Here is a 14,160-nt window from a genome sequence, read left to right on the forward strand (position 1 = left end):
CATCAGCACACCGACCCCGGCCAGCACCGAGCGCGGCCCGCCACCGGCCACCCCGTCGACCACCCGGCTGAGCAGGAGCACCGGGAGGATCTGGAGCGCGGCCCCGGCGACCGTGGTGGTCAGGGTGGCGGCCGTGAGCCACGGGGCGCGGCGGCAGTGCGCCGCGACCCATCCGGCCGCCTCGCGCCCCGTCGCCGTACGCAGGGTCGACGACACGGCTACGAGGCCGACTTCACGAGCTCGTCGATCGCGTACGGCAGGGACAGCAGGGTGCCCTGGGACATCGCCGCGCCGACCGCCGGTCCCTCGCTGTCCAGCAGGTACGAGACCTTGCCGTCCTTGACCGCGGAGAGGTTGGCGAACAGCTCGAACTTCTTCAACGCCTCGGTGTCCGCACGGTCGTTGACGACGAAGATCCGGTCGACGTCGACCAGGTCGACGCGCTCCGGGGACAGGGTGGTGTAGAACTTGCCGCCCGCGACCTCGTCGATCTTCGTCCGGTACTTGAACCCGGCGCCCGTCACCAGCCGTCCGCGGACGTCGGTCGAGGTGAACGGCGCGACGGAGCCCTTGTACCAGGACAGCACCACGGCGGTCTGCTTCGCGAACTCCGGGTGCGCCTTCCTGGCCACGTCGAGCTTGCCCTGGATGCCCCGGACCAGCTTCTCGCCCTCGGCCTCCTTGCCGAGCGCCTTGGCGATGTGCACCGCGTTGTCCTGCCACGGGGCGCTGAAGGGCTCCTTCTCCGCCTTGGTGCGACCGACGGTCGGGGCGATCTTCGAGAGCTTGTCGTAGGCGGCCCGGTCGATCTCGGAGTAGACCGCGATGATCAGGTCCGGCCGCAGGGAGGCGATCTTCTCGTAGTTGGGGCCCGTGTCACCGTTGCTCATGACGACCTCGGGGCGGGCGTCGCCCCACTGGTCCTTCACCCAGGGCCACTGGGTGTTGATGTCGGGGGACCTGCCCGCCGGGTTCGGGTACTGGTCGACCATGCCGACCGGCTTGACGCCGAGCGCCAGGACGGCCTGGTCGTCCGTGTAGCCGACCGTGACGACGCGCCGGGGCGCCTTGGTGATCTCCGTGGACCCGAACGCGTGCTCCACATCGACCGGGAAGGCACCGGAGGAGGCGGCCGGGGCGTCCGCACCCTTCGGCTCCGCGGCGTCGGAGCCGCATCCCGTCAGGAGGCCGACGCCGAGCGCCGCGGCGGACAGGACCGCCGCCGTCCGCCGCCAGGGCCGCACACGCGTCGTTCGATGGAGAAGCATCCGGATTCCCTTGCTTTCATACGGTGGGCCGCACCTTGCAGTAAGGGCAGCCAAACCTTATCCCTCTTAAGTGAGGGTAGCCTAGCCTAAGTTATTGATTCTCTTGCGGCGGGCCCGAGTTGAGCGGCTCCGCGCACCCGCGACGCGGCTACGGTCGTTCAGGACCCGGCGTGCGTACGGCCGATCGGCACGATGAGCGGCCGGTCGCCCACCGGGTCGTCGATCACCGCGGCGTTGAGCCCGAAGGCCTCGCGCAGCAGCTCGACGGTGATCACCTCGCGCGGGTGCCCCTGCGCCAGCACCGAGCCGGCCCGCATCACGACGAGATGGTCGCTGTAGCGGGCCGCCAGATTGAGGTCGTGCAGCACCATGACGACGGTGCGGCCCGACTCGTGCAGGTCGTCCACCAGGTCGAGTACGTCGATGGCGTGGGCCAGGTCCAGATAGGTGGTCGGCTCGTCCAGCAGCAGGAGATCGGTGCCCTGCGCCAGGGTCATGGAGATCCAGACGCGCTGGCGCTGCCCGCCGGAGAGCGAGTCGACCGGGCGGTCGGCGAGATCCGAGACCCCGGTCATGGCCAGCGCGCGGGCCACCACGTCGGCGTCGTCCGAGGACCACTGCCGCAGCCAGCTCTGGTGCGGATGGCGCCCCCGGGCGACCAGGTCGGCCACCGTCAGCCCCTCCGGGGCGAGCGGCGACTGCGGCAGCAGGCCGAGCTTTCTGGCCACGTCCCTGGTCCTGAGCCCGGCGATGTCCTCGCCGTCCAGCACGACCGTCCCGCCGTCCGGCCGCAGCAGCCGGGTCAGGGTGCGCAACAGGGTGGACTTGCCACAGCCGTTGGGGCCGATGATGGTGGTGATCACCCCTGGCGGGATCGCCACGTCCAGCTTCTCGATGACGGTGCGTCCGCCGTACCCGACCGTGACGCCCCGGGCCGCCAGCCGCGACGCGCCGCCGGTCCCGGCCGCCGCCTCGTCCTTGGTGATGAACTGAGTGGCCACAGGCCCCCCCTCGTCTGGGTTCGTCCTACGTACGTGTGGTCTGCTTGAGGTTGGCCCGCACCAGCAGCCACACCAGGAACGGTCCGCCGATCGCCGCGGTCACCACACCGACCGGCAGGGAGATCGGCAGCGCGGTGCGCGCGAGCAGGTCGGAGCCGGTCAGCAGGACCGCTCCCACCAGCCCGGAGGCCACCAACGGCGGGGTCGGGAAGCGGGTCAGACGCATCGCCACCTGAGGCGCCACCAGCGCCACGAACGGCACCGGTCCCGCCGCGCTCACCGCCACCGCCGCCAGCAGCACCGCGCACAGCAGCAGGACGGCCCGCACCCTGGCGTACCGGACGCCCAGACCGGCGGCGATGTCGTCGCCCAGATGCATCGGCTTGAACGGGAACGCGGCGACGGCCACCACCACGACCAGCCCGAGCACGCACCAGGCCGCCACGCCGACCGAGTCCCACGACCGGTCGTCCAGCGAGCCGACCAGCCACGCCTGGGCCCTGGCCACGTTCCGGATGTCGGCCGAGACCAGCAGCCAGGTCGTGACCGCCTCCATCACGGCGCTCACCGAGATGCCGATGAGGACGAGCCGGAAGCCGTCGATCCCGCGCCGCCAGGCCAGGAAGTACACCAGCAGCCCGGTGCCGAGCCCGCCGACGAGCGCGGCCAGCGGCAGCCCCACCGATCCGAGCACCGCCGTCGCCGCCCCGCCCGACACCGTCACCAGGAACACCGCGACCGCGCCCGCTCCCCCGGTGATGCCGAGAACGTCCGGGCTGGCGAGCGGGTTGCGCGCGACGGACTGGGTGACCGCCCCGGAGATCCCGAGCGCGACCCCCACCACCAGGCCGGCCAGGGCCCGCGGCATCCGCAGGTCCATGACCACGAACTCGTCGACAGCCTCGCCCCGGCCGAGCACGGTGGCGATCACCCGGGACAGGCCGATGGGGAAGTCCCCGACGCCGATGGAGAGGCAGAAGAGCAGGAAGGCCCCCGCCGCCAGCACCACGGTGACCAGGACCGGCCACGGCCGCCACACGAACGACACCCGGCCGAGCCGCAGGCCCGGCGCCGGCGGCGGAGTCGTCCCCGCCGCATCCCCGTACCCTGCCGCGTCCCCGCGTCCCGTCGGGTTCATGCGTCCCGTCGCCTTCATGCGTTCCTGAACTTTCCGCGCCACACCAGGACCGCGAAGAACGGGGCACCGAGCAGGGCGACCACGATGCCCGCGTCCAGCTCGCCGGGCCGCACCACGACCCGCCCCACGATGTCGCAGACCAGCAGGACGAGCGAGCCGAGCAGACCGGCGTACGGCACCAGCCAGCGGTGGTCCGGGCCGGTCAGGTACCGGGCGACATGAGCCACCATCAGCCCGAGGAAGGCGATCGGGCCGCAGGCCGCGGTGGCCGCGCCGGCGAGCAAGGTGACGGCCGCGATGCCCAGGGTCCGGCTCCGCGCGACGCTCACGCCCAGCCCCCGCGCCAGGTCGTCGCCCAGGTTGAGCAGGTTGAGCGAGGGCAGGACGATCAGCGCCGGCACCAGCCCCACCGCGACGAGGACGGCCACCGGCGCAATGACGTCGAACCCGGCCCCGGCCACCGAGCCCGCGTTCCAGAAACGCAGCGCGTTCATCGACTTCTGGCTGGAGAGCGCCACGGCCGTGGTCATCGCCGCGAGGAAGACCGTGACCCCCTGCCCGGCCAGGGCCAGGGTCAGCGGATTGCCCGCGCCCCGGCCGATGCTGGCGAGACCGAAAACCACGACACCGCAGAGCGCCGCCCCGGCGAAGGCGAACCAGACGTACTGGAGCGGGTCGGCGAAGCCGAACACGGCGATCACCGACACCACCGCGAACGAGGCCCCGGCGTTCACCCCGACCAGACCGGTGTCGGCGATCGGGTTGCGGGTGAAGCCCTGGATCAGCGCACCGCCGACACCCAGCGCGGCGCCCGCCACGACCGCGAGCACCGTCCGGGGCACCCGCACGGTCCGCACGATGAGCCGGATCCCGGTGAGCCGGTGATCGGACCCGGGGTCGGTGAACAGCCCGTGCCAGACCTCGGCGGGGCTCAGCGCCCGGGCGCCGACGGCCAGGGACACCGCCGCCGCGACGGCCAGGACCGCCAGCAGCGCGGCGAGCCCGGCTCCCCGCCACTGCCGGGGAGCCGCGGTGCCCCCTTTCGCCGGGCGCTCGATTGCGGTGGTACGCATCTCGGCGTTCGCTATCCCTTGGTCCCGGTGCCGTCGGCCACCGGACGAACCGCCCCGGCAGCGGACTTGACGTCACGTTCGAGCAGCGACTGAAGGATCTCGCCGACCCGGACCGCGGTGTTGGAGAGCAGGGAGGTGGTGATGCCGTGGGTGTGTTCCGTACCGCCCTGGAGGTAGATCCCGCAGCGCAGTGCCGGATCGGCCGAGACCCGGTAGTCGCGCTCGACGCGGACCCTTCCCTCCCCGTCGCGCAGACACAGATCGGCGACCTCGCCGAGCAGGCCGAGCGGGTCGGCGGGGCGGTAGCCGGTGGCGAACACCACGACGTCGGCGTCCAGCCGGGTCTCCTCGCCGGTGACGAGCGAGGTCACGGCGGCCCGTACCCCGTCGGGCGTCTCCTCCACGCCGCTGAGCCGGGACACGTTGAGGAAGCGCAGCCGCTCGGTGCCGAGGACCTTCTCCTGGTACATCTGCCGGTACAGGTCGTCGATCAGGTCGATGTCCACCACGGAGTAGTTGGTGTTGCCGTGATAGGCCATCAGCCGGCTCTTCACGCTGTCGGGAGCGGCGTAGTAGTCGTCGACCGCGCCGGGGTCGAAGATCCGGTTGGCGAAACCGCTGTCGTCGGCGGGGCTGTAGCCGTAGCGGGAGAAGACCGCGCAGACCTCGGCGCGGGGGAAGCGCCGGTGCAGATAGGCGACGTTCTCGGCGGCGCTCTGTCCGGCGCCCACGACGACGAAGCGCGAGGGCGAGGCGGAGTCCAGTGCGTCGACCTTGCGCAGCAGATCGGAGTTGTGCCAGACCCGCTCGCCGCGCTCGACGCCGGGCGGCATGACGGGGCGCAGCCCGGTTCCGACGACGAGGTTGCGGGCCCGGTGGACCGAGAGCCCCTCGGCCGAACGGACCGTCACATCCAGGTACTCCACGGCGCCTTCGCGGGTGACGGGTGTGACGGCGACGACCTCGTGGCCGTAGGAGACCATGTCGTCGACCTTGGCCGCGGCCCACTCGAAGTAGTCGTGGAACTCCACGCGCAGCGGGAAGAGGTTCTTGTGGTTGATGAAGTCGACCAGCCGCCCCTTGCTCTGGAGGTAGCAGAGGAAGCTGAACTCGCTGGCCGGGTTCCGGAGCGTCACCAGGTCCTTGAGGAAGGACACTTGCATGGTGGCGTCGTCGATGAGCATGCCGCGGTGCCAGCCGAAGCTCGGCTGTTGCTCGAAGAAGTGGGCGGTGACCGGCTCCTGGTCGCCTGCGCGTGCGTTGTGCTCGCTCAGCGCTATCGCCATGGCCACGTTGGACGGGCCGAAACCGATGCCCATCAGATCGTGGACCACTGGTGTGTCGCCAGGAAGAACCGGTGACATGTCACTCCCATCGTGCGGGAAAGCCGCCTGTCAGGCGTCGGGGAACGTACGAAGGGCGGGCACGGGACAGAGCCGCCCACCTGGAACTTAGGTGAGCCTAAGCTAATCACGAGCCCCTGTCGATAGCGGAACCCCACCCCGGGCGCCGACATCGCGTCAACTGGGGCCCGAATTACCCCTGTTGCAAACTAAGGTAAGCCTTGCTTTACTTACGGCGCTTTGGTTACGGAGCTTCGATACGGCACCACGGCTGCGGCCGGTGCGCCCCTGTCCTGAGGAGGAACCCCATGCGGGTCGTCATGTTCGGATACCAGACCTGGGGCCACCGCACCCTGCGAGCCCTCCTGGACTCCGAGCACCAGGTGGTCCTGGTGGTGACGCACCCCAAGAGCGAGCACGCGTACGAGAAGATCTGGAGCGACTCGGTCGCCGACCTCGCCGAGGAACACGGCGTCCCGGTGCTGATCCGCAACCGGCCGGACGACGACGAGCTGTACGAGCGGCTCGAGGCGGCCGATCCGGACATCATCGTGGCCAACAACTGGCGGACCTGGATCCCGCCGCGGATCTACGGCCTGCCCCGCCACGGCACGCTGAACGTCCACGACTCGCTGCTGCCGAAGTACGCCGGATTCTCCCCGCTGATCTGGGCACTGATCAACGGCGAGACCGAGGTGGGCGTGACCGCGCACCTGATGGACGAGGAGCTGGACGCCGGTGACATCGTCCGGCAGGAGGCCGTCCCGGTCGGCCCGGCGGACACCGCCACCGACCTCTTCCACAAGACCGTCGACCTGATCGCGCCGGTCACCATCGGCGCACTCGGCCTCATCGCCGCCGGGCGGACGGAGTTCACCCGGCAGGACCGCTCACAGGCCAGCTTCTTCCACAAGCGCTCGGCCGAGGACATCCGCATCGACTGGAACTGGCCCGCCGAGGACCTCGAACGGCTCGTCCGCGCCCAGTCCGAGCCGTATCCCAGCGCCTTCACCCACCACCGGGGCAGGCGGCTGGAGATCCTCGCCGCGGTGGTCTCGCAGAACCGGTACGGCGGCACGCCCGGCCGGATCTTCTACCGCGAGGGCGAGGGCGTGGTGATCGTCGCCGGGGCCGACGCCCGCACCGGGCGCAACCACGGCCTGGCCGTCACCCGGGTACGGACCGAGGACGGCCGGGAGCTTCCGGCCACGGAGTACTTCACCACCATGGGCGGCTATCTGACCACGCGGCCCTGACGCCCCGGCCCGGCCCCGGCGGGGATGCCGCGGCGGGGCACCCGGTCAGGGTGTGGCCGCGGAGACCACGTAGACGACCGGGTTCATCGGGTCGGTCATGTCGACCATGATGTCCTGGGTGGGCCTCGGGCCCTTGTTCTCGTGCCGGGTGCCCGCCCACTCGGCCCCGGCGGGGAAGGACCAGCCCGAGATCTTCAGGTCGCGGGCGCCGATGGTCGTCCTGCCGGGCTCCAGGTCGGAGCGCCCGCTGCCCAGCCGGCCGAGGAAGCGGTCCAGCCCGGCGGACGTGGTGCGGAACTCCACGTACAGCCGGCTGGTCTTCCAGTTGTTCGTCTCGTAGTACCGCACGTCCAGCGAGTTGCCGGGCATCGGGAGCTCGTAGATCCGCCGCTGCAGCCGTGAGGGCCAGCCCTCCTGCATGCCCTGCACGGCGGCCTCGGCCTCCTTGTTCTGGCCGGATCGGCGGCTCTGGCCGGCGGAGATCAGCAGATAGCCGGCCGGGACGCCGATGAGCAGCACGATGATCGTCGCCGTGATCAGCCGTCGGCGGATCACCCGGCGCCGGTCCTGCGGCGGCCGGCCGTCGTCGGAGGGCGGGGACTGGCGCGGCAGGACGGGATGCTCGGCTGCGGTCATGTCTCTCGGGGTCCCTAGGAGGTGCGGGTGGAGCGGGAGGAGCGGATGGTGTTCGCGGCCTGGTCGTAGATCTGGGCGTAGCGCTCGTAGCGCTCCACCCGGCGCCGGTTGGCGCGACGGAATCTGCGGGCCACCAGCCGGGCCAGGTCCGCGGCGCCGACCATACCCGCCTCGGGGCCGAGCTGGGCGCGGGCGATCCGGGCCTCCGGCCGGTAGCCGCGGCCGGTGAGGTGGCGCCTGAAGGCGTCCCTGGCCGGACCGATGAGCAGGTCGTCGGCGGCGCTGACGCCGCCCCCGATCACGAAGCAGGAGGGGTCGAGCGCGGCGGCCAGATTGGCGATGCCGACGCCGAGCCACTGGCCGATGTCCTGGAGCAGCTCGACGCACATCGCGTCGCCCTCGCGGGCCAGTTCGGTGATCAGCGGCCCGGTGATGTCGGGGATGTTTCCCTTGACCCGCTCGATGATGCCGTGCGCCACCGGGGAGTCCGCCGCGGCCAGCTCCTTGGCCTCGCGGACCAGCGCGTTGCCCGAGCTGTACTGCTCCCAGCAGCCGCGGTTGCCGCAGGGGCAGCGGTGCCCGCCGGGCACCACCTGCATGTGGCCGAACTCACCGGCGACCCCGTACTTGCCGCGCTTGACCTGGCCGTCCTCCAGGATCGCGCCGCCGATGCCGGTGCCGAGCGTGATCATGACCAGATGGTCCTCGCCGCGGCCCGCCCCGAAGCGCCACTCCGCCCAGGCGGCGGTGTTGGCGTCGTTGTCGACCATGACGGGGACGGCGAGGCGGGAGGCGAGGGCGTCGCGCAGCGGTTCGTCGCGCCAGGCGAGGTGCGGGGCGAAGAGCACCTTGGAGCGGTCCGCGTCGACCCAGCCGGCCGCGCCGATGCCGACGGCGTGCACGTCGTGCCGGTCGGAGAGGTCCAGGACCAGCTCGACGATGGTGTCCTCGACGACCTTGGGGCTCTTGGACTTGTCCGGCGTCTCGGTGCGCAGCTGCTCCAGGATGGTGCCGTCGGCGTCGACGACGCCCGCCATCACCTTCGTACCGCCGATGTCGATGCCGACGGTGGGGACCCGCGGTGCCGTGAGGTGCGAGCGCCGCTCCCGGGTGCCCACGGTCCGCAGGACGGTGGCGCGGGCGGAGCCGCGGTGGGTGAAGTCGCGGTACGTGCTCATCGTCCCTGCGGGGTGTTGGGGAGCCGGGGGCGGTGCTCCCGGCGGCGGACTGCGCCCGTCGGGCTCGATTCTGCCACTGCCCGGACACCGGGGCGGGCGGGCCCGTGCGTACGGGGCCGCCCGCGGGTGGTCCTACGCCACGTCGTCCGGGCCGGGGCCGGTGGCCCGTTCCAGCTCGTGGCTGAGCTCCTCCAACTCGCTGCCGCCCGCCATCTGGCGGGTCAGCTCGTCCAGAGTGATGGACCCCTTGGTGTGGCTGCCGGACATCGCGCCCCGCTTGAGCAGCACGAACCGGTCGCCGACGAGATAGGCGTGGTGCGGGTTGTGCGTGATGAGAACCACTCCGAGACCGGCGTCCCGGGCGGCCGCGACGTACTTGAGCACCACCCCGGACTGCTTCACGCCGAGCGCCGCGGTCGGCTCGTCCAGGACGAGGACCTTCGCGCCGAAGTGGACGGCCCGGGCGATGGCGACGCACTGGCGCTCGCCGCCGGACAGGGTGCCGATCGGCTGGTCCACGTCGCGCAGGTCGATGCCCATGCGCAGCAGCGCGGAGCGGGTCGTCTCGCGCATCCGGCGCACGTCCAGGCGCTTGAAGGGGCCGGCGCCCAGCGTCGGCTCGGAGCCCAGGAAGAAGTTGCGCCAGACCGGCATCAGCGGGACGACGGCGAGGTCCTGGTAGACCGTGGCGATGCCGCGGTCCAGGGCGTCGCGCGGGTTGACCAGGGTGGTCTCCTCGCCGTCGATGAGGAAGTTTCCGGCGTCGTGCCGGTGCAGCCCCGCGATGATCTTGATGAGGGTGGACTTGCCCGCGCCGTTGTCGCCGAGCACACAGGAGATCTCGCCCGCGTGGACCTCCAGCGAGACATCGGTGAGCGCCTTGATGTTGCCGTAGAACTTGGACACGTGGTCCAGCTCGACCAGCGCCCGGCGGGGTGTCTCCGCCGCGTCGGCCGATTCCCTGGGGGCCGTCATGTCGTCGCCTCCGCGCGCTTGCGTACCCATGCGTTGAGCAGGGTGGCCAGGAGCAGCATGGCTCCGAGGAAGAACTTGAACCAGTCCGGGTTCCACTCCGCGTACACGATGCCCTTGCTGGTCATGCCGAAGATGACGGCACCGACCGCGGAGCCGATCGCGGAGCCGTAGCCGCCGGTGATCAGGCAGCCGCCGATGACGGCCGCGATGATGTAGATCAGCTCGTTGCCGACGCCCTCGCCGGACTGCACCACGTCGAAGGAGAACAGCAGGTGCTGGCCGGAGACCCAGGCGGCGAAGGCGACCCCCAGGTAGAGCCCGATCTTGGTCCGGATCACCGGGACGCCGACCGCGCGGGCCGCGTCGGCCTCGCCGCCGACCGCGAAGATCCAGTTGCCGAAGCGGGTACGGAGCAGGATCCAGGTGGCGATCGCGACGAGGACGGCCCACCACAGGATGGTGACCTTGAACTCGACGCCGCCGACCGTCCACTGCGAGGCGAAGACCTTGCGGGCCGAGTCGAAGCCCTCCATGTCACCGATGGCCTTGGTGGACACGGTCCCGCTGATCAGTTTGGTGAAGCCCAGATTGAGTCCGGTCAGCATCAGGAACGTGCCGAGCGTGATGATGAAGCTGGGCAGTTTCGTACGGGTCAGCATGAAGCCGTTGAAGGCGCCGAAGGCCAGGGTGACCAGCAGCGACACGAAGACGCCGACCCAGACGTTGGCGGTCATCTGATAACTGAACATCGACGAGATCAGCGCCGAGCTGGTGACCAGCACACCGGCGGAGAGGTCGAACTCGCCGCCGATCATCAGCAGCGCCACCGGCGCGGCCATGATCCCGATCGTCGATGCCGCGTAGAGCACCGTGCCCATGCTGGAGGCGCGCAGGAAGCTGTCGGCGACGATCGAGAAGAAGATGAAGACGGCGGCGGCGCCGACCACCGAGCCGAGCTCGGGGCGGCCCAGGAGCCTGCGCAGCGGCGAGGTGCGCAGCAGCCGCTCGTCCGCCCCGGCCGGGGCGGACGGTCCGGCGGCCGCGCTCATCGGGTACCCCGCTTCGTGTACGGGGCCAGCTCGGCGGCGTCCTTCTCGGTGATGATCTGCGGCCCGGTGAGGACCGGGCGGCCGCCGCCGAGGACATTGCCGTTGTAGCGGTAGAGCCAGAGCAGGTCGACCGCCTCGTAGCCCTGGAGGTAGGGCTGCTGGTCGACGGCGAAGCCCAGGGTCTTGTCCTGGAGGGCCGTGGCGACCTTGGCGTTCAGGTCGAAGGTGTCGATCTCGGCCGTGCTGCCCGCGGTCTTCTTCGCCTTGACGGCGGCGTCCGCGAAGGGGGCGCCGAGGGTGACGACCGCGTCGATGCTCTTGTCGGCCTGGAGCTTGGCCTCGATGGACGCCTGGACGTCGGGCATGTTGGTGCCCTCGACGTACAGGTTCTGCAGCTGGCCGTCGAAGGTCTTCTTCGCCCCGGCGCAGCGCTGCTCGTGGCCGACGTTGCCCTGCTCGTGCAGGATGCACAGCGCCTTCTTGCGGCCGCGCGCGTTCAGCTCCTCGCCGACCGCCTCGCCCGCGATGGACTCGTCCTGGCCGATGTGGGTCAGCGCGCCGAACCGCTTGGACTCCGCGGAGCCCGAGTTCACCGTGATCACCGGGATTCCGGCCTTGACCGCCTTGGCCACGACGTCCTTCATGGCGTCGGGCTTGGCGAGGGTGACGATCAGCCCGTCGACCTTCTGGTCGATGGCGGCCTGCACCAGCTGGGCCTGCTGCTGCGCCTCGTCGTTGTGCGAGTACAGGAACTTGATGTTGTCCTTGACGGCCGCCTGCTCGGCACCGCGCTGGACGATGTCCCAGAAGGTGTCGCCGTCGCCCGAGTGGGTGACCATGGCGATGGTCCAGCGGGGTGTGTCCACCGCGGCCCGGCCCTCGGCGGCGGCCCGGGCCGCGCGCTCCTCCGCCCGCTTGCCGCCGGTGCTGCTGCATCCCATGAGGGAAACCCCGAGCACCGCCGCGAGCACGGCGCCCATCGCACGTACCCCTGTCCGAACCCTTGCCACGACGCCGTGCCCTTCTTGTGCTGCTCGTTGTGCTGCTTCACGGGCCGGGGGTGGTCTCCACACACCCGGTCCGGCTGGCCAAGTATCCCCGAGCGGTCGGCGCCGCCGCCCGGCAGGGGCGGGGCGCGTGTGTCGGCGCCGTGGTACGGGGAGGGTGTCCGCCTTTCTCGCCCGGCCGCCCGAGTGCGGCTGGTGGAGTCTTAACGGTGCGCGTACCGGACGTCAACGGGGCGGGACGGGGCGGTGTCGGACCGGTTCAGCGGACGAGCAGCTGGGAGTCGAAGGTGTAGCGCGAGGCCCGGTAGAGGTGGCGGCCGTGCTCGACCGCCCGCCCGGTGTCGTCGAAGGTGGTGCGCTCCATGGTCAGCAGGGCGGCCCCCTCCGGCTCGGCGAGGCCGGCCGCCTCCCCGGCGGTGGCGAGCCGGGCACCGACGGCCTGGCGGGCGCTGTGCAGGGTGATGCCCGCGCCGCGCAGCATCCGGTACAGGCCGGTGGCCTCCAGCCGGCCGGTGTCGAGGTCGACGATCCCGGGCGGCAGGTGGTTGCGGAGCAGGGCCAGCGGCTCGCCGTGCGCGTACCGCAGCCGCTCGACGCGGTGCACGTCGCTGCCCTCCGGGACGCCGAGCGCGGCGGCGGTGGCGGGGTCGGCGGGTTCGACGGTGTTGCGCAGGACCCGGGTGGCGGGGTGCGCGCCCGCCGCTTCCAGGTCGTCGTAGAGGCTGCTCAGTTCGAGCGGGCGGCGGACCGTGCTGTGCACGACCTGGGTGCCCACGCCCCGGCGGCGCACCATCAGCCCCTTGTCGACCAGTGACTGGATGGCCTGGCGGACCGTGGGCCGGGAGAGCCCGAGCCGGGCCGCGAGTTCGATCTCGTTGCCGAGCAGGCTGCCGGGGGCGAGTCTGCCCTCCTCGACGGCGGCCTCCAGCTGCCGAGCCAGCTGGAAGTAGAGGGGGATCGGGCTGGTGCGGTCCACGCCGAGTTCGAGTACTGCGGGGTCGGTGGTGGGTTTGGGCACGCGTGGAGGGTATCCCCCGGGCCGGGGCCCCGGTAGTGCGGTCGTCCGGTTGCCCGGTTGTCGCTTTGCCCGGTTGTCCTGCTGTCCTGTTGTCCGGACAGCGGAACAGCCGGGCAGCAAACGGTTGCTTGTCAGGACATTTGATTGACAGGTCAGCTGGTGGACGGCACGTTTGGTCCATGCGCATCGGACTCATCGGCACCGGCCGGATCGGTTCCTTCCACGCGGGCGCGCTGGCCCGCCATCCCGAGGTGGACACCCTGGTGGTCGCGGACACCGACCGGGCCCGGGCCGATGCCCTGGCGCGGCGCACCGGCGCGAGCGCCGTCGCGGACGCGGCCGGGGTGTTCGGCGCGGGGGTGGACGCCGTGGTGATCGCCTCGGCCACCGCCGCGCACGCGGAGCTGATCGGCCGGGCAGCGCGGGCCGGGCTCCCGGCGTTCTGCGAGAAGCCGATCGCCCTCGACCTGCCGGGCACGATGGAGGCGCTGCGCGAGGTGGACCGGGCCGGGAGCGTGCTCCAGCTGGGCTTCATGCGCAGGTTCGACGCCGGATACCGGGCGGCCCGCGCTGCCGTGCGGTCCGGTGCGCTGGGGCGGCTGCACACGGTGCGGACGGTGACGATGGACCCGGCCCCGCCGCCCGCCGCCTACCTGCCGCTCTCCGGCGGGCTGTACCGGGACTGCCTGGTCCATGACTTCGACATGGTGCGGTGGGTCACGGGCCGCGAGGTGGCCGAGGTGTACGCCGCCGGCTCGGACGGCGGGCCCGCGATGTTCCGGGCGGTGGACGACGTGGACACGGCGGCGGTCGTGCTGACCCTCGACGACGGCACCCTCGCCACGGCGTCGGCCACCCGCTGCAACGGGGCGGGCTACGACGTGCGCATGGAGCTGGCCGGCGAGCGGGACCAGATCACGGTCGGTCTGGACGCCCGTGCCCCGCTCACCTCGGCCGAGCCCCGGGGTCCTTCGGCCCCGGCCAGTCCGTGGCCGGGCTTCCTGGAGCGGTTCGCCCCCGCGTACGAGGCCGAACTGGACGCGTTCGTACGGGTGGCGCGGGGCGAGCTGCCCAATCCGTGCGACGGGCGGGAGGCGTGGCGGGCGCTGCTGGTCGCGGAGGCGTGCGAGGTGTCGCGCCGGGAGCGGCGCCCGGTGGCGGTCGACTTCGACGCGTCGCTGCCGCAGCTGACGATCGCCCCGGCGGAGCGGATGGACC

At 71.6% G+C, this 14,160-nt stretch carries 13 protein-coding genes and 1 pseudogene; 2 read left to right on the forward strand and 12 right to left on the reverse strand.

Translation table 11 applies throughout. From position 1 onward, the window contains the following. The 6 genes and pseudogenes from ACFCV8_RS31455 to ACFCV8_RS31480 all read right to left on the reverse strand — a co-directional run. Positions 1–216, reverse strand: a pseudogene (locus tag ACFCV8_RS31455) (ABC transporter ATP-binding protein); the annotation flags it as partial. Positions 217–218: 2 nt separating this feature from the next. Then, the gene (locus ACFCV8_RS31460; protein ID WP_376688896.1) at positions 219–1,268 is read right to left on the reverse strand and encodes an iron-siderophore ABC transporter substrate-binding protein; all 1,050 of its coding nucleotides are present in this window, start codon (positions 1,266–1,268) and stop codon (positions 219–221) included. A 158-nt stretch (positions 1,269–1,426) separates the two neighbouring features. Beyond that, positions 1,427–2,269, reverse strand: a complete 843-nt coding sequence (locus tag ACFCV8_RS31465; RefSeq protein ID WP_376688897.1) for an ABC transporter ATP-binding protein — start codon at positions 2,267–2,269, stop codon at positions 1,427–1,429. Positions 2,270–2,294: 25 nt separating this feature from the next. After that, complete coding sequence (locus ACFCV8_RS31470) at positions 2,295–3,407, reverse strand: FecCD family ABC transporter permease (protein WP_376688898.1); 1,113 nt, start codon at positions 3,405–3,407, stop codon at positions 2,295–2,297. Positions 3,408–3,421: 14 nt separating this feature from the next. After that, complete coding sequence (locus ACFCV8_RS31475) at positions 3,422–4,480, reverse strand: FecCD family ABC transporter permease (RefSeq protein WP_376688899.1); 1,059 nt, start codon at positions 4,478–4,480, stop codon at positions 3,422–3,424. Between the two features lie 11 nt (positions 4,481–4,491). After that, on the reverse strand, positions 4,492–5,844 hold the full coding sequence (locus ACFCV8_RS31480) for a lysine N(6)-hydroxylase/L-ornithine N(5)-oxygenase family protein (RefSeq protein ID WP_376688900.1): 1,353 nt from the start codon (positions 5,842–5,844) through the stop codon (positions 4,492–4,494). Positions 5,845–6,131: 287 nt separating this feature from the next. Between ACFCV8_RS31480 and ACFCV8_RS31485 the strand changes: the two genes are divergently transcribed. Next, positions 6,132–7,079, forward strand: coding sequence for a methionyl-tRNA formyltransferase (locus ACFCV8_RS31485; RefSeq protein ID WP_376688901.1), 948 nt, complete (start codon positions 6,132–6,134; stop codon positions 7,077–7,079). Between the two features lie 45 nt (positions 7,080–7,124). Here the strand turns inward: ACFCV8_RS31485 and ACFCV8_RS31490 are convergent, their stop codons facing one another. From ACFCV8_RS31490 to ACFCV8_RS31515, 6 genes are all read right to left on the reverse strand, one after another. Next, entirely contained in the window at positions 7,125–7,715 is a 591-nt protein-coding gene (locus tag ACFCV8_RS31490; protein WP_376688902.1) for a hypothetical protein, read from the reverse strand. A gap of 14 nt (positions 7,716–7,729) precedes the next feature. Further along, complete coding sequence (locus ACFCV8_RS31495; RefSeq protein ID WP_376688903.1) at positions 7,730–8,893, reverse strand: ROK family glucokinase; 1,164 nt, start codon at positions 8,891–8,893, stop codon at positions 7,730–7,732. A gap of 132 nt (positions 8,894–9,025) precedes the next feature. Continuing rightward, positions 9,026–9,868 carry an ATP-binding cassette domain-containing protein gene (locus ACFCV8_RS31500; RefSeq protein WP_376688904.1) on the reverse strand — a complete coding sequence of 281 codons (843 nt, stop codon included), beginning with the start codon at positions 9,866–9,868 and terminating at the stop codon, positions 9,026–9,028. After that, positions 9,865–10,917, reverse strand: coding sequence for an ABC transporter permease (locus ACFCV8_RS31505; RefSeq protein WP_376688905.1), 1,053 nt, complete (start codon positions 10,915–10,917; stop codon positions 9,865–9,867). Before ACFCV8_RS31505 ends, ACFCV8_RS31500 begins: the two co-directional genes overlap by 4 nt. Then, positions 10,914–11,897, reverse strand: a complete 984-nt coding sequence (locus ACFCV8_RS31510; RefSeq protein ID WP_376688906.1) for a sugar ABC transporter substrate-binding protein — start codon at positions 11,895–11,897, stop codon at positions 10,914–10,916. Before ACFCV8_RS31510 ends, ACFCV8_RS31505 begins: the two co-directional genes overlap by 4 nt. A 286-nt stretch (positions 11,898–12,183) precedes the next feature. Further along, on the reverse strand, positions 12,184–12,942 hold the full coding sequence (locus ACFCV8_RS31515) for a GntR family transcriptional regulator (protein WP_376688907.1): 759 nt from the start codon (positions 12,940–12,942) through the stop codon (positions 12,184–12,186). 179 nt (positions 12,943–13,121) lie between these two features. Between ACFCV8_RS31515 and ACFCV8_RS31520 the strand changes: the two genes are divergently transcribed. Then, on the forward strand, positions 13,122–14,160 hold a 1,039-nt coding region (locus ACFCV8_RS31520), incomplete at its 3' end, for a Gfo/Idh/MocA family oxidoreductase (protein WP_376688908.1).

Source organism: Streptomyces sp. NPDC056347 (genome assembly GCF_042262625.1).
Classification (GTDB): domain Bacteria; phylum Actinomycetota; class Actinomycetes; order Streptomycetales; family Streptomycetaceae; genus Streptomyces.

What these genes read in the sequence shown, in the direction of transcription:
- ACFCV8_RS31510 (WP_376688906.1), bottom strand. Translation starts at nt 11,897, where the DNA reads ATGGGCGCCGTGCTCGCGGCGGTGCTCGGGGTTTCCCTCATGGGATGC.
- ACFCV8_RS31500 (WP_376688904.1), bottom strand. Translation starts at nt 9,868, where the DNA reads ATGACGGCCCCCAGGGAATCGGCCGACGCGGCGGAGACACCCCGCCGG.
- ACFCV8_RS31460 (WP_376688896.1), bottom strand. Translation starts at nt 1,268, where the DNA reads ATGCTTCTCCATCGAACGACGCGTGTGCGGCCCTGGCGGCGGACGGCG.
- ACFCV8_RS31470 (WP_376688898.1), bottom strand. Translation starts at nt 3,407, where the DNA reads ATGAACCCGACGGGACGCGGGGACGCGGCAGGGTACGGGGATGCGGCG.
- ACFCV8_RS31505 (WP_376688905.1), bottom strand. Translation starts at nt 10,917, where the DNA reads ATGAGCGCGGCCGCCGGACCGTCCGCCCCGGCCGGGGCGGACGAGCGG.
- ACFCV8_RS31490 (WP_376688902.1), bottom strand. Translation starts at nt 7,715, where the DNA reads ATGACCGCAGCCGAGCATCCCGTCCTGCCGCGCCAGTCCCCGCCCTCC.
- ACFCV8_RS31480 (WP_376688900.1), bottom strand. Translation starts at nt 5,844, where the DNA reads ATGTCACCGGTTCTTCCTGGCGACACACCAGTGGTCCACGATCTGATG.
- ACFCV8_RS31475 (WP_376688899.1), bottom strand. Translation starts at nt 4,480, where the DNA reads ATGCGTACCACCGCAATCGAGCGCCCGGCGAAAGGGGGCACCGCGGCT.
- ACFCV8_RS31485 (WP_376688901.1), top strand. Translation starts at nt 6,132, where the DNA reads ATGCGGGTCGTCATGTTCGGATACCAGACCTGGGGCCACCGCACCCTG.
- ACFCV8_RS31495 (WP_376688903.1), bottom strand. Translation starts at nt 8,893, where the DNA reads ATGAGCACGTACCGCGACTTCACCCACCGCGGCTCCGCCCGCGCCACC.